Genomic DNA, 18,965 nt, shown 5'->3' on the forward strand with positions numbered 1-18,965 from the left:
GATTAAGCAAGCGAGGCCTCGGCCGCGCCGCCATGAATTTCCTTGTGCTTCCACGTGCCGCGGCTGAACCAGATCAGCAGGACAATGCCTTTGACGATGGTGGTCAGCGTAATCGACCAGAAGACACCGCTGACACCCGCGTCCAGTCCGAAGCTGAAGTAATACGCCAACGGTACGCGGGCAACCGAGCCAACCACCGACACCAGCATCGCCGGCCAGGTGTAGCCGGCGCCGCTGAAGGCGCCCTCCATGACAATCTCGATCGCCATGAAACTCTGCGACAGCGCGAGGATCATCAGGTAGCTGGCCGCGATGTCGATCACTTCCGGTTCCGGTACAAATCCCGAAGCGATCAAGCGCGGGATCGTCAAGAAGGCGATCGAAATGACGGCCGTGAAGACACCGGTATACAGCAACGCGTACCAGACCGATTTGGCCGCGCGATCCGGCTTCCCGGCGCCGAGATTCTGCCCCACCAACGTTGAGACCGCGATCGAGAAGCCGAAGCAGACCAGATACGAAATCGATTCGCAGCGGTTGCCGATGCCGAGCGCCGCGTTGGCCTCGGTACCGAAGCTCGACACGATCTTGTTCATGAATAGGTAGGCGACCGAAAACACCACGCCGGCAGTAGCGAGCGGTGAACCGATCTTGATCATTTGCCACATCATGCGCAAATCGGGTCCGGTGTACTTCGGCCAGCTGAACTTGAACGTCAGCCGGCCGCGCTTGATCGCGATCAAATACAGCGTAAAGGCGAGCAAGTAGGCAATCGCCGTTGCCAACGCCGCGCCGGCCACGCCCAGCTTCGGAAACGGCCCCACGCCGAAAATCAACATCGGGTCAAGCACGATATTGAACACTGTCGCCGACGCACTGATCATCAATGGCGTGCGGGTGTCACCGGACGCCCGGAACATCGCCGAGAATAATTCCCCCAGCACGAGCGGGATGGTGACGGCAAAGACGATCCGCAGGTACATCGTGCCCATGTCAGTGACGTTGGCCGCGGTCTCCATGACGTGGAACAGCCAGCGCACGGTGATGTAGCCGACGATCATCATAACCACGGCCGCGGCACTGCCGAGCACGATTGCCTGGCGCGCGGAATGCCCGACCAGATCGAAATTGCGGGCGCCATAGAAGCGCGCAATCACTGCGACCGAACCGATCCAGACAATATCGAAGATGCTGAAGAAGGTCCAGAGGACGAACATCGAAGAGATGACGGCAGCCATCTCCGCCTTGCCGACGTGCCCGACCCAGAATGCGTCGGTGATCGTCAGCGCCGTGCGCAGCAGCATCGCCAACACCGCCGGCCAAGCCAGGCGCACAACTTGGCGCGGAATCGAGCCTTCAGTGATGTTGTGAAATCGGTCAGCCATTGGCAGGTGGTTCTCGAGGAGTGCCAACCTCAGGCGCCGCTAAGCAGATCAAGCAGTTTCTGGAAATTCGTTCCCCAGCGCGCCCGTGCGGCGTCGACGCGGTCGACCTCGATCGCCGACACCGTTCCGAGAGCAGCCGCGGCAGCCATCAGAGCGCAAACCGGATCATCGCCGGTCGTGACGTTGTCCGCCCCTATTTCGCTGCGGCCTTCGAGCACGACGCCATCGGAGATTTCGGCAACCTTGACACCGAAGGCGCGAATTAGATTCGAGACGCTGCGCCGGCGCGCTTCCTCGCGGTCGGTGTTGAAGGGCGAGGAGCGAATCACCGCCGTGCCGTCGGCGCGGGCGTTGGCCAGGGCGATGGCGCCGATCGCATCGGGGAACTCGTGCATCTGGTCGTAATGGACGCTGCGCGATTTGACCTGCGAGCGCGTAACCACAAGGCTCGGTCCCTCCGGCCCGCGTTCCGAGGCGACCTCGACCCCCATGCGCTTGAGTTGCGACAGCGGTGTCGCCGTGATATCGTCGGCGCGCACACTGCGCAGGATCAGCCGACCGCGGCCGTGATTGACCACGGCGGCGGCCAGATATGCGGCAAATTCGGCATCGGGGCGCAGGGAAATCTGTGCCGCGCCGGTCCGGACACCGCCGGCAATGGTAACGCGCGACCTGAATTCGAGCACTCGGGGAGCACGCTTCTGTAGACGGCGCTCCAATTCATCGGCGGCTTCCACCGTCGTCAGATCAGCGCGCGCAAATTCGGAAACAAATTGTTCGAAGAAATAGTCGAGGCGGCTGCTTTCAAAGAGGTCGTTAATTTCCGAGTGCCCGCCTTGCGCGGTCATGGCCAGCACCAACTGCGGCACCAGCTTGGCGCTCTCGCGCTTCAAGTAGTATTTGACTTCCTTCGCCAACGCGTGCCGCACCACCACCTGCGGTTCCTTGCCGCCCGTGAACTCGAGTTCGGCACCCATGCGGCGAAACGCCAGCACCAGATTTTGCAGCGTCTCGTCGAAATCGTCGATCACTGCCAGGCGCGACCCGGCGCGCGTCGCCGCGAGTGTTAACGCATAGCGAAACAGCTCGTAATCTGGCAGCTTGGTCAGGTAGGTGAACGGCATCGATGTGCGCGGTACGGCGGTGACGGAATTGCCGTCCCAGGTCAATTCAATACCACCCGAGTTCAGGAACGGCTCAAAGGCGGCGAGCAATTCAGTTCGTTCGACGTTGGTGATCGTCGTCGGCTCGGTCCGGAGGGCGGCAAACGACAGCGCCGCGAGCGTGGACACGTAGTCGGCGACCGGCTCGATGACCAGTGCGTATTCTTTGGGTCGAATGAATTTCATCTTACATCCGCTCCAGCGGCTCAATGCCAAGCAAGCGCAAGCCGTCGCCGATAATCGTGCGCACGGCAAACGCCATCTGCATCCGGGCGCAGGTCAGCTCGGTGTTGTCGGTGATGATCCTGATGCGTTGCCAATAGCTGTTGAAGGCAGCCGCCAGATCGATCAAGTAGTCGGCGAGGATGTTGGTTTCGTAGACTTCCGTGATCAGTTGCAGGCGCTGCCCGTATAGCTCGAACTTCTTGATGATCTGCTTCTCTTCGTCGGCCAGCAGCGAGAAATCGGCACTTAAGTCGGGCAGCGGGTGGCCGAATTTTTGGATCAGGGACGAGAGACGCGCGTGCGTGTACTGCAGATATGGACCGGTCTCGCCCTTGAACGACAGCGCCTCCTCCCAGACGAAATTCACGTCCTTGTTACGACGGACCCGCAATTGTGTGAAAATAATCGCGGCCACGGCCACGCGCTCGGCCGTCCAATCGACTTCGGCCACCTCCTGGTTTTCGCGCAGGATGATTTCCCGCGCCAGTTCCTTGGCCTGCTGCAGGACATCATCAAAGAAGATTAGCGTGCCCGCCCGCGTCGACATCGCACGATCGCCGAACTTAACCCAGCCGAAATCGACATGCACGGCGTCCGTGACCCAGGTGTTCCCCATCAACTCGGCGACCTTGAAGAACTGCTGGAAGTGCAGTTTCTGCGCGGTGCCGACGACATATAGCATCTTGTCGAAATTGAATTTCGCTTTGCGGTAAATCAGTGCCGCCAGATCGCGCGTGGCGTAAAGCGACGCATCGTCGGAACGCTTCATCAAACAGGCCGGCAGGTTGTACTGCTCCAGATCAACAATCCAGGCGCCCTCGCTCTGCTTGAGCAAACCCAATTCGTTCAAGCGTGCGACGACCGGCTCCATCTTGTCCCGGTAGTACGACTCGCCGGTGTTATAGTCGAAATGGACATGGAGCATCTCATAGATGCGATTGAAATCCGCCATGCTGTAGTCGATGAATCGCTGCCAAACTTGTGTGTTCTCAGCGTCGCCCTGTTCAAGTTTGCGAAATTCGGCGCGACCGCGTTCTTCGAGCGCCGGATCGGACTTGGCGGCATCATGAAACCGGACATACAGCTTGTACAGGTCGGCGATCGGATTCGGCGCGAACGTGTAGTCCCCACCCCAGAGCTTGTAAGCTGCGATCAGATTGCCAAATTGCGTGCCCCAGTCGCCGAGGTGATTGATACGAATCACTTCGTATCCGCGCTTGGCGTAGACGCGCGCCAACGTCGCGCCGATAATGGTTGAGCGCAGATGGCCGATGCCGAATGGTTTGGCAATGTTGACGGAAGAATACTCTACCACTACGCGCCGGCCCGCACCCTCGCGCTTGGAACCGTACTCGTCGCCGGATTTCAGGACCTCGACCAAGGCGCTCGCGACTACCGCGTCGGTGGCAATGTAGAAGTTCAAGTACCCGCCCAGAGGGACGACCTTGGTTATGCCGGCGGGCAGGTTCTCTGAGAAGAAGTTCTTGAAGAGTTCCGCTGCGATCGCCGGCGGTGCTTTGCGCAACTGCTTGGCGAAACGAAAACACGGTAGCGCCAGATCGCCATGCTCGGGATCCTTGGGAAGCTCGAACATCGCGACGATGTCTTCGGCGGAAACGCCTACAGCGTCGACAATTGCGCTCGCAATTTGATGTTTTAGTTCAACCGTGCTCATTATCTTCCGCTACCACCATCGGAAGCCCCTTCCTCGCGGTGAGAAGAGACCGCCCACAATCAGAGTGTCATATATACCGGTTTTTGGCGCGCAGACAAACGCTTTTAGCGGGCGCAGGAAATATCCAGTATCCAGCGATTGGCGCTCTTACGCTCGGCACAGGCAAAGAAGTAATAGTACGATCCCGCCGAGAGGATATAGAGCCCGATCGCAACGAGGAACACCGGTACATAGCCCCCCTTCTCGATCATCGATCCGCCGATCTGCGCAGTAAGCGCCCAACTGACCGCCCAGGCGATCGAGGCCAGCGAATTGACCAGGCCGTGCTGTTCCTCCGGCACCGATTCCATCATGAAAGCCGTCGAGACGGGGCTGCCCATGTTCATTAAGGCCCCACGCAGCATGAACGCCCAAAAAGCCAGGTCGAGATTCTCAGTGAAGCACAAAATCAGCATGAACGGGATCGACAGCACCTCGGTCAGCACGACGGTGCGGACAAAGCCGAGCTTGCGCTTGATGACTGGCACGGCCATAACGGCGACAATCATAGCAATCGACAGCAACGAGAAGTAGACACCGATGCGGGCGGCATCGAGCCCGAAACGATCGCGAAAATAGAGATTCAGGAACGGTATGATCAGCCCGGCGCCGGTACCCAGCAGAAAATACGGCGTCATCAGTTTAGCCAGCAATCGCCAGTTGTTCCGGATTGAGTTCCAGTTGAAGGCGCGGGCGACCTCATCCGGCGCGGGCGCCTTGGCTTTGATGAATGAATACGCGACGATTGACAGCAGTCCGACCAGGCAAGTTATCAAGACCGCGGTGCGATAGGCCTGCAAATTGGCCTCAAGCGACGGCATGGAGACGGCGAAAGCCCGTTGCAGGACCTCGTGCAGGTAGCCGCCGCCGATCGAGCCGATAATAGCCGCGGTCATCCAGGTCGAGTAGTTGACGCTGAAGACCAGCGTTCGCTCCTGCTCGGTCGTGTTCCGCATGATAAACGGCGCGGCGGCGATGCCGCGAATCTGGTTTGCAAATCCGAATACAAAAGCCGAAGTCAGGATCAGCCATTGCATGCCGGTATGGCACATCATGAAAAACGACGCGGCAACAACGACAGCAGATGCGATCAAAATCGGCTTGATCTTGTACCGCGCCGCCAAATAGGCCGCCGGCAACGCCGCCGCGACGCCGCCAAACGAATTGAACGCCAGCGTGCGGCCGATAAAGGTCTCCCGAAAGCCGGCGTCCTTGAGATAGAGATTCAACAACAACGACATCGACGCCTGGACGATGCCGATCATCAGCCCGCCTAATACGAAGAGGTGGATGTTGTGGGTGATCAGCTTAAGATCAGCGATGTATTCCGAAACGAGCTTTCTCATCACCGCGTGAAAACAAACTCACCGGCGGCGACGAACTGCGACGGGCCGCTCAGCTGCACGGGCTGATCGAGCGATGGAATCGCGACCTGCAACCTCCCCGCGGGCGAGACTACCGTCACACTGTGATTGAGCCAACCATTGGCAATTCCGGCCGCGACGACTGCCGAGGCGCCTGTACCGGAGGCTGAGGTCTCGCCGACGCCGCGTTCCCAGATGCGAATTTCAACGCGGCGACGGTTGATGATGCGGGCAAACTCGACGTTAACGCGCTTCGGAAAGCGCCGGTCCCATTCAACTTCCCTGCCAAAGCTCCGCCAGTCAAAATCAAAGCGATCGACGAAAAACACGATATGAGGATTACCGACGCTGACCGCGGTCCCGAGCAGCGCGCCGGCAGCGACCTTGAACTCCTGCGATATGAAGAACCGCGAGCGAGTCCGCAGCGGGATCAGCCGCGCGCGAAATTCCGGCACGGCCATCGCGGCACGGATCTGCATCAGCGGCGACTTGCGCCCCCGGGCATAAACATGATTTTCGGCGGTCGCGGATCTGATGACAAACTCTCGCTCTTTCGCCAGACCGAAGCAGTAGAGATGATGCGCCAGAATCCGCAAACCATTACCGGAAATCTCGGCCTCGCTACCGTCGGCGTTGAAAATGCGCATTCGGTGTCGGCCGCGCGGACTGTCGTGCAGTATAACGCCGTCGGCACCGACAGCATGGTGGCGGTCACAGATCGCGCGAACGAAAGCAGCGAGTGATTTGCGGACGCGAGTCAGATGACTGGCGTCGAGGACGAGGAAGTCATTGCCGAGCGCATGGTATTTGGCAAAGGGAATGCCGAGTGCAGGTGACGGGCTCATAGGCAACTGATACAAATCTGATTGGCTGCGGGCAAGCGCTTTGTCGCGTGGCGCAATCAGCAGTAGCGCTCGAAGACGCGGCCAAGACGCCGGATGCCTTCAACGATGTTCTCCGCCGTCGAACTGGCAAAATTGAGCCGCATCGTGTTGTCGCCGGAGCCGTCCGGATGGAACGGCCGACCCGGCACGAACGCAACCCCCTCATTAACGGCCTGCTGGAAGATCATCGTCGAGGAGACATGCTCAGGCAACTGCACCCACAAGAACAGCCCACCATCGGGGAACGGCCAGGTGACATTGGCCGGGAAGTGCTCTTTCATGGCATTGATCATGATCTCCCGGCGCGCCGCATACGAGGCACGAATAATCTCGATGTGCGGCTCGAGAAATCCACGCTTGAGAAACTCGGCGACGACAAATTGCGTGAAGGTGGCGGAGTGCAGATCGACCGCCTGCTTCGCCTTCTCGATGATCTTGATCGCCGACACCGGCGCGCAAATCCAGCCCACGCGCAGACCCGGAGAAATCAACTTCGAAAACGTGCCCAACTGGATCACGGCGTCACCGCCCAGCCCGCGCAGCGACGGCTGCGGCGTGCCGGAATAGCGCAGCTCGCCGTAGGGGTTGTCGTCGATCAAAGCCACCTGGTGGCGGAAGACGAGACTCATCAGGGCCTTGCGGCGCTGGTACGACAGCGTTATGCCGGACGGATTCTGGAAGTTGGGGACGACGTAGATCAACTTCGGATTGAAAAGCCGAATCTTCTCTTCGAGTTGGTCAATGATCATACCGTCATTGTCCATCTGGACGGGCGCATACCGGCATTGATAAAAATTGAAAGCTTGCAGAGCACCCAGGTAGGTCGGCAATTCGGTGATGACATAGTCGCCGGGCTCAATAAAAACGCGGCCGATCAGGTCCAGACCCTGCTGCGAGCCGGTGGTGATCAGGATATTTTCCGCCGTGACCGGTAGTCCCTGTTTGGAGATGCGCTCGGCCAGCAGTTCGCGCAGCAACGGCACACCTTGCGACAGCGAATACTGCAGAGCCGGCGCGGCATGATCGGTCATGACGGCATCGATACACTCGTAGATCGCATCAACCGGAAAGAGTTCCGCCGCCGGCAAACCGCCGGCAAAATTGATGATACCGGGCTTGTTGGACAACTTCAGCGTTTCGCGGATGACCGAAGCCTCAAGCGAGGTCGCCAGTTTTGAAAAGGGCCAGTTGAACACGGTACTTGTACTCTCCTTTGTAGCATCGGCGAGTGTCATACCATCAATTAACGCAAAAATCGATTTAAGTCAAATACATTGAGTATGTTGTCGACATCAGTCGTCCTCGGGAAAACCGCCGGCGCGCTTGATGATCCCGTTACCAAATTTGGTGCGGAGGTCGTGAATGGTAGCATTTAACCTCTCTTCCTTTGCGCGACCATCGTCAAATAGCTCCAACTGGCGCAGCTCCTCGCGTTGAATCAGGCGGCTGGAGCGGACGCCAATCAACCTAACTCCTTTGCTGACAACCCTATCAACGGGCACAAGCTTGGCAACGGTAGATAGGATCTCGCCGTAGCTGTCAGTGGGAGCGGCCAAAGTTTGTTCGCGTGTAATGGTCTTGAAACTGGGATAACGCATCCTGATGCCGACCGTGCGCGCCAACCAACCGCCCCGGTACAGCCGTATGACTACTTTCTCGGTCAGACCGGCGATCAGCGCGTGAAGAAAATCCGGGTCAAAGGTATTCTTCGCCAGCGTCGTTTCGTGCGAGATCGACTTCTCGATATGCTCTTCGTCGATCAGCGCAACATGGCGGTCATCAACGCCGCGAGCGCGCTCTGCGAGCGAGAATCCGAATTCACCGAGCGCGAGCTTGAGCGTCGCGGCATTCAGATTCGCCAGATCCCCGATCGTGCGCACGCCATGACGCAACAGCCGCTCGTAGGTCACGGGCCCGACACCCCACACTTTGTCGACACTTAGCGGAAACACCTGCGTCTCGATTGTTTCCGGCTCGATGATCGTGAGTCCATCCGGCTTGTTCAAGCCACTGGCGAGTTTGGCCAACAGCTTGTTCGGTCCGATTCCAACCGTACAGGTAATCCCGACGCGCTCGAAAATCGCGGCCTTGATCTGCAGAGCGACCTCGCGCGGCGCACCCAGCAGGCGTTCCGTGCCGGACAGGTCAAGGAAGGCCTCATCCACCGAGATCATCTCCACGGCGGGTGAAAACTGCGCCAGCGTGTCGTGTATCAGATTGGAAGCATAATGGTAAGCGCCGAAGTCGCCGTGCAGGAAGATCGCCTCGCGGCAGTGGCGATAGGCTTCTGCGGCGGGCATGGCCGAATGGATGCCGAAGACGCGCGCCTCATACGAAGCCGTCGACACCACACCGCGGCCCGTGGGACTCCCGCCGACGATGACCGGCTTGCCCTTGAGGCCGGGATTGTTCCGCTGCTCGATGGCAGCAAAGAAAGCGTCCATGTCGACGTGCAGGACAGTGCGGTGATCGAGCGGCATAAGTACAAGGAATAGGAATCGGCGAAGATGTCAATCACAGAAGGGTTTCGTGGACTGGCTCGGTAGCGGGGAAAGGCATGAACTTCATGAACATTGTCGCTCGGGTCTCAAGTGCTGCTGCCAGTCGACCCTCGCGAACACTCTCGGAAGCGCGAAACCCGACACCCTCCCGACAGATTCAAGTCCGGTTACAACTTCAATCGCAGGCTGATAAAATACGAATCGAGCGCCTTGACCTCTTCGGCAAACTTCGGGGAAACGAGTCGGATCAGATCGTACGCGGTCGTGCCGGCGCCAAGGTAGTACTCCGATTCGACGCGGCCTTGCGCGTTGTGAGATATCGAATAGCCCACACCAACGTGGCCGTAGTAGATGCGGTAGGTCCCCCACCAGATGAAATTGGCGAACTCCTCGTTCTCGTTGGCGAGGAATTTGTTCTCAAAATCCCACGGCGGACGTTTGACGCAGAACTTCATGTCGAAGTTGTTCGGGTAGCGCTGCCTCAAGAGCGCCCAGCCGATGCCGCCGTAGTCGAACAGCAGATCGCTGACGCCGAGTCCCTGGTCGGGGTTGAAGGCATCCATCGGAAACTCGACCAACGTCACCACCAGTCCCGCCTGCAGTGCCGAGTACTTGGTGATCTGGTCCTCCGGCATCTTGAGAATACGAAACAGCCAGCCGAAGCCCTCGGTCAGTTTGTAGCCGGCGTAGAAGTGGCTGACCTCGTCGGTCAGTGCGATGTTATCATGAAATTCGTTCTTGAAGTGAAACCTGCCGTTTGGCGCGCCCCACGTCTCTTCGAAATAGAAGTATGCCGCCGTTCCAAACACCACGTTGCCAACGATCAAGTTGCGCTGGAAATGCGACGGCGGGTTGACGCGCAGACTATCGAGCTTCTGACCGCGGGCAACGGCGACCAGCAAGAGCGCCAACAGCGCGCATCGGGCTACGGCTCGCACGGCAGCGGCGCGCCCTCAAAGAGATGGTTTACGAACAGGATCAGGTCGACCAGATTGAAGCGGCTGTCGCAGTTTGGATCGACGACGCGCAGCGGGACATTGATCGGCGCGCCGCGATAAAGCACGCGCACCATCTCGATCAGGTCGGCGATCGACAGCATTTCGTCCATGGTGATGTCGCCCGATTCATACCCGGCGGTGGTGCCGTAAGTAACCACAAAACGTTCGGCGCGCTGCGTCAGCCCGCTTGCGAATACCGACACACCCACCGGCGTGGTCTCGCGGCGCCGGCCGCTGATCGTCAGAAACGAGATCCTGGTTTCGCCGACCCCGAGCACCAACTGCGGTGGCGACGCGGTGACATAGAGCGGCTCGTCGGTGACGATATTGATTTCGGTGGCAAAATCAGTGGTGTTCGTGAACGAGAGCGTGCGTTCCGCAAAGGCGTCGGCTAATGGCTCAACAGTCACCGCGAGCGTGTCCTTGTAAATCGCCTCGGGCATATCTCCGAGACTGCCAACCTGGATCCTTCCTCCGACCAACTCGCCCTGTGGCTGATCGAGATCGACAACCAGGTAGAGCGGATCGGTCAACTGCGAGAGTTTCTGATTGACCCAGGTAATCGGCTCTTCGCCATACTCCTTGTAGGAAGTGATGATCGGGTCAATGCCGCCATCAACGCTGCTTAACGTTCCGTCGCCGTCCTTGTCAAGGTAGATCCCTTCGTAGTAAATGCTCGTGCCGACTGCGCCAATAACGATGGGGCACGCCAATTTGTCCCTGAACACATAATCGTCGCCGTCGGGCACGAAGCGGTTAATCTTCTGGGTGCTGTCCAGGGTAAATGAGATTGATGTGAACCAATAACCCGGAGCGACATACGGAATGCGCAGGTAGCGCCCGGCATAATCCATCGAGCCTCCGAGATATCGGCCACCCCAATTGCGGCCGGGGCGAATGCGCCCGCTGTTGATCGCCCATCCCGCAGAGTAGGCTTCCGTCTCAACCCGCATCGTGTCTGACTGATACGCCTCCCGCAACCGCCCGACAAATTCCAACAGCTTCCCGACCCCGTCGCGGTTGGAGTTGCCCCGCGCCACAATCAGCGCGGTTGTCAACGTCATGCTCTCCCCCGGGCGCAGCGTATCCGGGATCGTGTTCAGCAAAAAACGATAGTCGCGCGAGAGATCGGCGACCCAACCGGTCGAATCCACCGGATTACCGCCAAAAGGGTAGAGCGTCGGCAGCGATGTGTTTGGATCAAAGTATGGCTGCCCATCGGGGCGCAGGCCCTTGATCACGTTGATCACATCGGGCAGCGTGTCGACCGCAATGCACTCCGGATACTGGCTGCGACAGCCGTAGTAATAGTTCGCCGACAGCGCGCGGTTGCGCAGCATCGTCATGCCGACCACAGGCGTAAAATCGCCGTAGTCCGAGTCGTAGTCGGCCTCGTCGTAAACATAGGCGCATTGCAAGGCTTGATTGGTTCCCAGCCGGTCATTGGTCGAAAAACCGATATCGGGATCAGCGTAGATCGAAATGATGCAGGAATCGATGATAGAATCACTGACATTCGTAATCGTGTAGTCGAAGAAAATCACCTGCGCCATCAGTGTGTCGTAGAGCTGATAGGTGTTATCCCAGGTGTACGCATGCAACCGTACGTCCACGCCGAGCGACTGAACGCTTGAGAACCCCTGAAAAATATGCGATGCCGAATCCCCGTCGTGGAACATCGTCCAGAGCCCCTGCCCGCCCAATTGCAGCGGCTGGCCGAGGGCGTTAATCGGCGCACCGAGCGCGACCGGCCAATTGCGGTAGTCGTCGTTGAGTTCGTAGTTCTCACCGCGGGTGATTTTGTAGATCGGAAAAGCCGAGTCGGCGTCGGTTCCTGCCGGCTGCCACGGCCCCGGTTTGAATTCGCTTTCATCGCCGGAGATTGTAATCCGCCACTCGTTGTTGACCTTCCCCGCTACCCAGATGCCGCCACCTGCCATCAGGGCGCGGCGACTGCTGCCCGGATAATAGAGCCCGGCGGGATTGTTGCGCGTCAGGTAGGGATCGTAGCCGAACGTGCCGTTGTTATGCACGAAGAGCGTCATGGCGCCGTCATCTAGCGTACGCACAACCTGCCCCAAGGCTGCGCTGCAAAGTGCGCATACAAGCATGAGTAGACGAAATCGCATGTCTGCCGAATATACGCATTCGATTGCGCGGCGCAAAATGGTGACTTCAGGAAGTTGTGGGGCAGGCCTCCTAACGGAAATACTGTGAATGACGGCTCATCTTTGAGGAGACCTGCCATTCGTCCAAGTCGCCGGCCCCGGCCCTACTTAAGCAGCAAGACCTTGATCGTGCGGGATTGGTCGTCCGCCTGCAGGCGAACGAAATAGATTCCGGTCGGCAGCGTCTCGCCGGTATCGGCGTCGCCATCCCACGTGGCGTAGTAGCCGCCGATCCGCTGTTCGCCGGTGAAGATCGTCTTCACCTGCTGCCCGAGAATGTTGAGCACGCGCAGGTCGACCAACGATGATTGGCTCAGTGTGTACGGAATGATCGTTGCGGCATTGAAGGGGTTTGGATAATTCGGACCAAGAGTGAAATCCGTCGGCATAATCGGGCTTTCGACCGGATACACCGGCGTCGAGGAGGTAATCGCGGCACTTCCTGCCAGAGCGACCGGTGCTGAAATCGCGCCGGAAGTGTCGCGAACGACGCCGCTCAATTCAATCGGGTATTCTCCGTCGGCGACATCGCTGCCCGCGGTGAAGTGCAGAATCGCAATCGCACTGGAGCCTTCAGCCAGCGGATCGCTCATCGGCGATGAGGCAACAGCCACCGACGTGATTCCCAGCATCGTGGGCGCACTCGACTGCCAGGTCAGAACGCCGCCGCTGCGCAGCGTAGTACTCACCGAGTCGAGAGTCATCGCTGCATCATCAAACGTGAGATCGAAAGCAACGCTATCGACCGCCAGGTAATTTCGCAGACTGAGCGCCACCTCAAACGGCTGACCAACCGCAGCATTAATCGCCTCCAAAGCGAGCGTGTCAGGTGGACGCAGAACTGTGGCGTGAACCACTGCCATTAACGGAGAATTCACAGCCGCCGGATCGCTGATCGTCAGATGCGCATAGTGCTCACCAACCTGAAGCAGCGCGGTATTAATCGACACGGAAACTACGCCGTCGCCAAGCATCGCCTCCGGCGTGGTCGCCACCCAGGTGGCATCGGGAACAATCATCCAATCGATCGTGCCGGTACCGGAATTGTAGATCACCAGTTCCTGCGCCGGCACGGATGTACCCGCAAGAAAGCCAAAATGCAGCGTATCGGGATCGATTGTCAGGATCGGCGCATTGACGATGTAGTTCAAGTTGACCGTGAACTGCTGCGGAGAATTGGCCGCCTGCGACGAGGTCACGGTGATCGCCGCACTGTATTCACCTGGCCCGGGCAAGGAGTCGGTTTCAAAAATCAGATCAACTGCGCTCGGCGCCGTTCCGGACACCTGCGACAATTTCAGCCAATTCGGCGCGCCACTGGCGGACCAGTCTAATGTTCCGGTTCCGGAATTTTCAATCATTACGTACCGGTCGTCCGGTGGCGCTGAACCGAATTGGGTTTGGACATCTATTGAGGAGGGGGTAATGCTCAAGACCGGCGCGGTGATGCTGAGCGCAACCACCACGGTGCGTGACGAGTCTTTGCCGGAGGCATCGCTGATGGTGATGCGCCCCGCATGGTCGCCATAGGCCAGGCCGGCAATGTTGACCGCGACGGCAAGCGTGGCCGGCGCTGCGCCGGCAGTCGGCGTTACGGTCAGCCATGGCTGGTTGTCGGTCACGCTGTAGTTGAGTATACCGTAGCCCTGATTATTCACGAGCAATTGCTGGCTCGGCGGATTGGAGCCGCCCTGCTGCGCGGAAAATGTCAGCGAAGTCGGCGTCACAACGATTGCCGGCGCGCCGTACTCGGTGATCTTGGCGTAGACATCGAAGCTGCCGTTACGATCGTCGGTCCAGGTGTAGTAGATATTGATCCCGTCCATAGTGACGTTCGGGAACGACTGCGTCGCGGTGCCGGCGTCACTGTTGACGCGATAGTTGCCGGCGAGCGAACTGCCCTCGGCGCGATAGTACTGTGCATAAATGTCGTTGTTGCCGAGGCGGTCGTCGCGCCAGGCGATGATGAAGTTACCGAAGTAGTCCATCGCGACCGAGGCTTCGGCCTGATTCACCGCCCCGCCATCGACGTTGACCCGGTAGTTGTCGGACCGCGCCGTGCCGTTCGCCCAGTAGTTGCGGGCGTAAACATCGGGGTTGTTCGGATAGACGCCGTTGCGATAGTCGATCCAGGCGATCGTGAAATTGCCGTTGTAGTCGCAAGCGACATCGGCAAAGACGCACTTGTTGTTCGTGATATTGTCGTTGACGAGAAAATTCGTGCCCTGCGCGACCCCGGAGACATTGAAGCGCTGCGCCATGATGTTGTCGCGGCCGGAGCGGTTGTCATACCAGGTGACGATGAAATCGCCATCCCCGTCAACCGCGATCTTGGGATTGTGCTGGTAGGCCGCGCCGGCGTCGTCGTTGACGCGGAAGTTGGCGCCCAGCTTGGTGCCCGACTTGTGATAGCGCTGGGCGTAGATGTCGTAATTGCCGTTGCGGTTGTCCTCCCAGACCACCACGTAATTGCCGAAATCATCACAGTCGATATCCTGCCAGCCCTGCGTCTCGACTCCAAAATCGTCGTTGACTTTGGTGTTGGTCGAAACCAGCGAGCCGTCGGCGTTGAAGCGCTGTCCGTAGATATCGCCGTTGAATGGATAGCCTGTGATGCGGAAATCCTGCCAGACGACGATGAACTTACCCAGTTGATCTTTCATCAACGAGGGCCGCAGTTGCTCATTGCCCACGGGATCGTCATTGACACGACGATTTGAGCCGGAGCGATTGCCGAGGTGGTCGAAGGCTTGGAGGTAAATGTCGTTATCGCCATTGCGCTTGTCGTACCAGGAGACGACGAAGTTGCCGTCGAGGTCGACCGCGATATGCGAGTATCCCTGATAGGCGGTACCGAAATCGTCATTAACGCGGAAATCGGCGACGTCGCAGCGTCCATCTGCGAACCAGAGGATGCAGACCAAAAAGAAGCAAATCAGGGCAAAACGTGCTTTCATGCCCCTGATGCAAGATCAAACAGCGTGCCGAAGTGAAAGCCGGGCTAAGTCGTTGGGGAAGAGACAGTCAGAGTTTAACCGGGCGACGTTGGGTGGAAGAGATTTCCTCATTGGTAGGAACTGCCCTCTTATTTGGCACGCTCCTGCTGTCGGTTGTGGACCGCCGTTGCGAGAGATCGCCAACAGCTTTGAGCAATCAGTGGGCAGCCGAGTTGAGGCGGCTGCGCGTTAGACGAACTCGGCTTCCTCCTTTTCGCGAAGGAAGACTACTCCGAGAATGATTGACGTGATCGGAACGAGAATCAGTGCCAGCGGCGAGAGCAGAATTGTCACTTCGAGTATTCCCGCCGCGAGGGTTAAATACACGTATGCCGCTAACAAGTCACTCATCTGCTCTCTGAGTTTGAGCAGGCGCACTGCAATCATGATATCGACAATCCCCACCGTCACCATCGCTACCGAGAAGAGGCCGAGCATCATGACGATCTGCATCAGCTCCGGCAGATTCGTCAGCAGCAGCATCGTCTTGAGCATCAACCCCAATACCTGAAATCCTATCAACCACCAGATCGAGATTGTAATGAGGAGATCAACACCGTGGTAGCGGAAGCGTTCATGCAGCAACTGCCGGAACATGATGATGACATACACCGCCAGGGCTGTCGAAATGAGTCCAAGGAAGTCAGCCGGACCGACAATGGGACCTTTGATGTGAAAGGTCCGTGCTCCGATGATACCCTGCACGATTCCGACGATGAACTGCAGTGGAAACAACACCGCCGCAATGATCGACATCCAGCCCGCGAGCAAATAGCGGTTGCTCGTGCTGACGACCATCTCTTCTGCCTGCATCATTTTGAACCTCCGTCTTGATCCGCTGTGTACTCGAGGAGGTCGCCGGGCTGACATTCCAGCACGCGACAGATGGCATTCAACGATGAGAAGCGGATTCCTTTAGATTTCTCAGTCTTAAAAAGTGATAGCGCGGTTAACGTAAGACCAACCCGGTCCGCCAACTCGGTCAGCGACATCTTGCGCTTGGCAAGCATTACGTCAAGATTTATTCGTATCGCCATGACAGGAGATAATACGAAGATCTTAACTAAAAGTTAAAACATTCTTAGTTTCACTTATAATATTTCAATTTATACTAAAATGGCCTGGATTTGGGGAGCTTCTCGTTCAGTGCGATCGCCGCGACACTGTGGCAAGGTGATGCTCGACCTCGTCGAGCTGATCAAAGATCACCGCATCGGCGATCCAGCCCTCGCACGGATCGACGTCTTCAGGGATATAGAAGCGACCGGTCGAATCCAGTGACGCGGAAGCCACCTGGATGCAGGCCAGAATGGCATCGAGTGTGTCGCCAGACGGGTCGCTGATCGCAGCACCTACGACAACCGGGTCAATTGACACCGAGATGTGATAAGAGTGCTCGAATTGAGGAGTGCTTATCCCACGCAAAATTGCCTGGCGTGCCTCAAGCTGAGAGATAGTCTGTTTCTTCTTGGAATCGTTCTTGTAAGTCGTCTGGCCGATCAGAAGTCGAGCCGGCACCGCCGGATATGATTCGCAGATGACGCAATCAGATTCCGAGGGTCGACACGGCAAGACGGACGCTTCCGAGTTAAGCAGCAGCCTGACACCTTCAAAGTACATCTTGCCTACGGGGGGATTGTTCAGCTTGAGCGGGCTCTTGGCTCTTGTGGGCCGGTCGGTACGCCGAAGGAGCTCCTTCTGGCCGTCCGGTTGGCCCGCCTTGAAAGCCACTAACACCGATTCGAATTCGCCCTTACTCATCTTCGAGACGCGTTCTGCCTGGTCCGCCCATGAACCGCTCCACCCGACCGCCTCGAGAAAATTGCGCGGCAAGCCAAAAGGAAAATCGAGCCCGGCGATCCAGGGGCCGCGCGAACTCAAGAGAGCTCGGACACCGTCAAAGTCGGGGATCGTGGCGAGTGATTCAATTACGAGCCGGTTACCGGTCAGAGCACCGTGCGCAACGGTAATCGGTTTGGACTTACGCGGAGCGCTGGTGAAGTCGAGGCCCAGGATCTGCATACTGACAGCATCGGAGAATGCACCGGTCATGACACCCCCAAAAAAGAAAGGGCTGCTTGATGCAGCCCTAACGACCTAATTTCTTTTTATGACGATCGCGTCTTCTTCTCTTCTTACGCTTATGCGTCTTGATCTTCTGACGTTTCCGTTTTTTGCCGCTCGGCATTAAACCTCCGTAATAGTACTCTTAAGCAAACAGACCGCCAATATAGGAGTCTGCGCCCGCAACGCAAGCAGAATTCTTACTGACCCGCCAGCGGCAATTTGGTGATCAGATCCTTGAATTCGTTCGACGGCTTGAACACCGGCACCTTGCGGTCCGGCACTGGCACTTCCTCGCCCGTCCGCGGATTCCGGGCTTTGCGCGCCTTTCTCAACTTAATCTTGAAGGTGCCAAAGCCGCGAATTTCAATATTCTGCATTTCTTCCATGGATTTCTTAATCGTGTCCAGGAACGAATCCACCACGACAGCCACGTCGGTACGGGTCAGTCCGGTGCGTTCGGCGACACGCTCGACAAGATCAGCTTTGGTCATTTCGGGTCACTCTCCTCCGACATCATATCCGTTAAACTTCTTTCTTCCTTGCTCCACTTCTGCCGTTTACTGCCGTTGCCCTGCCCTAATCAAGATTAGTTGAAAATATAGCGCAACTGCGGATAAATCAGGTTATCGCCGCGGGCCAGCAGACCCGACAAGTCCAAATTCAACAGCCCCTCCACCAGATCCCACAGCGAGGCCCGCCGACGCGGAATTTCACGGACACTGTCGGGGTCCTTCCCCAACCCGCACATCTCGCCGGCGATGTCAAGGGCATCCTCAAACGTGCCCAGCGTATCGACCAACCCAAGCCGGTACGCCTGCCGCCCCGAATACACCGAGCCGTCCGCCAGGCTGATCACCTCGTCGCGACCCATGTCGCGGTTATCGACGATCGCCTGCACAAACTGGTCGTACGTGTCGTCCACCACCGCCTGTAGCATGGTCGAGTCCGCCTCCGTTGGCGCCCGGAACGGCGAACCGACGTCCTTGCGTCCTCCCGACTTGATCGTCTGGTACTTGATCCCCACCTTGTTGAACATCTCTTCAATGACGGGATATTGAAAAATCACTCCGATCGATCCGGTAATCGTCCCCTGATTGGCGACAATCCGGTCGGCTGCGCAGGCGATATAGTAACCGCCGGAAGCGCACACTGAACTCATCGACGCCACAATCGGCTTCTTCGTCTCGGCTTTGACCTTGAGAATCTTTTCGTAGATCTCCTGCGAGGGCGTCACGCCGCCGCCGGGGGAATTGATATGCAGGAGGATCGCTTGAACGCTGTTGTCGTCCGCCCAGCGGTCAAGCTGGCGGACGATATCGGTAGAGGACTCGATAACACCGTAGATATTGATGATGGCGACCTTCTTACCGAATGACGGCAAACCGTCGCTGGAGCCGCCCCGACCCAGCATGACAAATGCAATGATCATTCCAAAGAAGAGCAGGAAGCTCCCCCCGATCACGACTCCGATTATGATGTCCCGCGCCTTTGCCATTCCTG

At 57.9% G+C, this 18,965-nt stretch carries 15 protein-coding genes; all 15 read right to left on the bottom strand.

Annotated elements, in window-relative coordinates:
* Nucleotides 1-2 precede the first annotated feature (2 nt).
* The 15 genes from IT585_08800 to sppA all read right to left on the bottom strand — a co-directional run bounded on the left by IT585_08800 (nt 3) and on the right by sppA (nt 18,960).
* Nucleotides 3-1,385 carry an MATE family efflux transporter gene (locus IT585_08800; GenBank protein MCC6963336.1) on the bottom strand — a complete coding sequence of 461 codons (1,383 nt, stop codon included), beginning with the start codon at nt 1,383-1,385 and terminating at the stop codon, nt 3-5.
* A 29-nt stretch (nt 1,386-1,414) separates the two neighbouring features.
* Nucleotides 1,415-2,734: a hypothetical protein gene (locus IT585_08805; GenBank protein ID MCC6963337.1), complete on the bottom strand. Its 1,320-nt coding sequence runs from the start codon at nt 2,732-2,734 to the stop codon at nt 1,415-1,417.
* Nucleotide 2,735: 1 nt separating this feature from the next.
* On the bottom strand, nt 2,736-4,448 hold the full coding sequence (argS, locus tag IT585_08810; GenBank protein MCC6963338.1) for an arginine--tRNA ligase: 1,713 nt from the start codon (nt 4,446-4,448) through the stop codon (nt 2,736-2,738).
* A 104-nt stretch (nt 4,449-4,552) separates the two neighbouring features.
* Complete coding sequence (locus IT585_08815) at nt 4,553-5,833, bottom strand: MFS transporter (GenBank protein MCC6963339.1); 1,281 nt, start codon at nt 5,831-5,833, stop codon at nt 4,553-4,555.
* Complete coding sequence (gene dapF / locus IT585_08820; protein MCC6963340.1) at nt 5,833-6,696, bottom strand: diaminopimelate epimerase; 864 nt, start codon at nt 6,694-6,696, stop codon at nt 5,833-5,835. The genes IT585_08815 and dapF overlap by 1 nt, the downstream gene beginning before the upstream one ends.
* Before the next feature lie 56 nt (nt 6,697-6,752).
* On the bottom strand, nt 6,753-7,970 hold the full coding sequence (locus tag IT585_08825) for a PLP-dependent aminotransferase family protein (GenBank protein ID MCC6963341.1): 1,218 nt from the start codon (nt 7,968-7,970) through the stop codon (nt 6,753-6,755).
* A gap of 57 nt (nt 7,971-8,027) precedes the next feature.
* A complete protein-coding gene (gene dinB / locus IT585_08830; protein ID MCC6963342.1) occupies nt 8,028-9,179 on the bottom strand; it encodes a DNA polymerase IV in 1,152 nt (383 codons plus the stop codon).
* Between the two features lie 224 nt (nt 9,180-9,403).
* On the bottom strand, nt 9,404-10,174 hold the full coding sequence (locus IT585_08835) for a hypothetical protein (protein ID MCC6963343.1): 771 nt from the start codon (nt 10,172-10,174) through the stop codon (nt 9,404-9,406).
* Entirely contained in the window at nt 10,162-12,303 is a 2,142-nt protein-coding gene (locus tag IT585_08840; protein ID MCC6963344.1) for a hypothetical protein, read from the bottom strand. The genes IT585_08835 and IT585_08840 overlap by 13 nt, the downstream gene beginning before the upstream one ends.
* Before the next feature lie 203 nt (nt 12,304-12,506).
* Nucleotides 12,507-15,359 carry a T9SS type A sorting domain-containing protein gene (locus tag IT585_08845; protein ID MCC6963345.1) on the bottom strand — a complete coding sequence of 951 codons (2,853 nt, stop codon included), beginning with the start codon at nt 15,357-15,359 and terminating at the stop codon, nt 12,507-12,509.
* Nucleotides 15,360-15,587: 228 nt separating this feature from the next.
* Nucleotides 15,588-16,214, bottom strand: coding sequence for a hypothetical protein (locus IT585_08850; protein ID MCC6963346.1), 627 nt, complete (start codon nt 16,212-16,214; stop codon nt 15,588-15,590).
* Nucleotides 16,211-16,435 carry a helix-turn-helix transcriptional regulator gene (locus IT585_08855; protein MCC6963347.1) on the bottom strand — a complete coding sequence of 75 codons (225 nt, stop codon included), beginning with the start codon at nt 16,433-16,435 and terminating at the stop codon, nt 16,211-16,213. Before IT585_08855 ends, IT585_08850 begins: the two co-directional genes overlap by 4 nt.
* Nucleotides 16,436-16,541: 106 nt before the next feature.
* Nucleotides 16,542-17,420 carry a DUF429 domain-containing protein gene (locus tag IT585_08860; GenBank protein ID MCC6963348.1) on the bottom strand — a complete coding sequence of 293 codons (879 nt, stop codon included), beginning with the start codon at nt 17,418-17,420 and terminating at the stop codon, nt 16,542-16,544.
* Between the two features lie 242 nt (nt 17,421-17,662).
* The gene (locus IT585_08865) at nt 17,663-17,956 is read right to left on the bottom strand and encodes an integration host factor subunit beta (protein ID MCC6963349.1); all 294 of its coding nucleotides are present in this window, start codon (nt 17,954-17,956) and stop codon (nt 17,663-17,665) included.
* Between the two features lie 95 nt (nt 17,957-18,051).
* Complete coding sequence (gene sppA, locus IT585_08870) at nt 18,052-18,960, bottom strand: signal peptide peptidase SppA (protein ID MCC6963350.1); 909 nt, start codon at nt 18,958-18,960, stop codon at nt 18,052-18,054.
* Nucleotides 18,961-18,965: the final 5 nt, after the last annotated feature.

The sequence above is a fragment of the Candidatus Zixiibacteriota bacterium genome (assembly GCA_020853795.1).
GTDB lineage: Bacteria > Zixibacteria > MSB-5A5 > CAIYYT01 > CAIYYT01 > JADJGC01.

Bases quoted from the DNA above. Each gene is read 5' to 3' on its own strand.
- IT585_08800 (MCC6963336.1), bottom strand. From the start codon at position 1,385: ATGGCTGACCGATTTCACAACATCACTGAAGGCTCGATTCCGCGCCAA.
- IT585_08805 (MCC6963337.1), bottom strand. From the start codon at position 2,734: ATGAAATTCATTCGACCCAAAGAATACGCACTGGTCATCGAGCCGGTC.
- argS (MCC6963338.1), bottom strand. From the start codon at position 4,448: ATGAGCACGGTTGAACTAAAACATCAAATTGCGAGCGCAATTGTCGAC.
- IT585_08815 (MCC6963339.1), bottom strand. From the start codon at position 5,833: ATGAGAAAGCTCGTTTCGGAATACATCGCTGATCTTAAGCTGATCACC.
- dapF (MCC6963340.1), bottom strand. From the start codon at position 6,696: ATGAGCCCGTCACCTGCACTCGGCATTCCCTTTGCCAAATACCATGCG.
- IT585_08825 (MCC6963341.1), bottom strand. From the start codon at position 7,970: ATGACACTCGCCGATGCTACAAAGGAGAGTACAAGTACCGTGTTCAAC.
- dinB (MCC6963342.1), bottom strand. From the start codon at position 9,179: ATGGACGCTTTCTTTGCTGCCATCGAGCAGCGGAACAATCCCGGCCTC.
- IT585_08845 (MCC6963345.1), bottom strand. From the start codon at position 15,359: ATGAAAGCACGTTTTGCCCTGATTTGCTTCTTTTTGGTCTGCATCCTC.
- IT585_08850 (MCC6963346.1), bottom strand. From the start codon at position 16,214: ATGATGCAGGCAGAAGAGATGGTCGTCAGCACGAGCAACCGCTATTTG.
- IT585_08855 (MCC6963347.1), bottom strand. From the start codon at position 16,435: ATGGCGATACGAATAAATCTTGACGTAATGCTTGCCAAGCGCAAGATG.
- IT585_08860 (MCC6963348.1), bottom strand. From the start codon at position 17,420: ATGCAGATCCTGGGCCTCGACTTCACCAGCGCTCCGCGTAAGTCCAAA.
- IT585_08865 (MCC6963349.1), bottom strand. From the start codon at position 17,956: ATGACCAAAGCTGATCTTGTCGAGCGTGTCGCCGAACGCACCGGACTG.
- sppA (MCC6963350.1), bottom strand. From the start codon at position 18,960: ATGGCAAAGGCGCGGGACATCATAATCGGAGTCGTGATCGGGGGGAGC.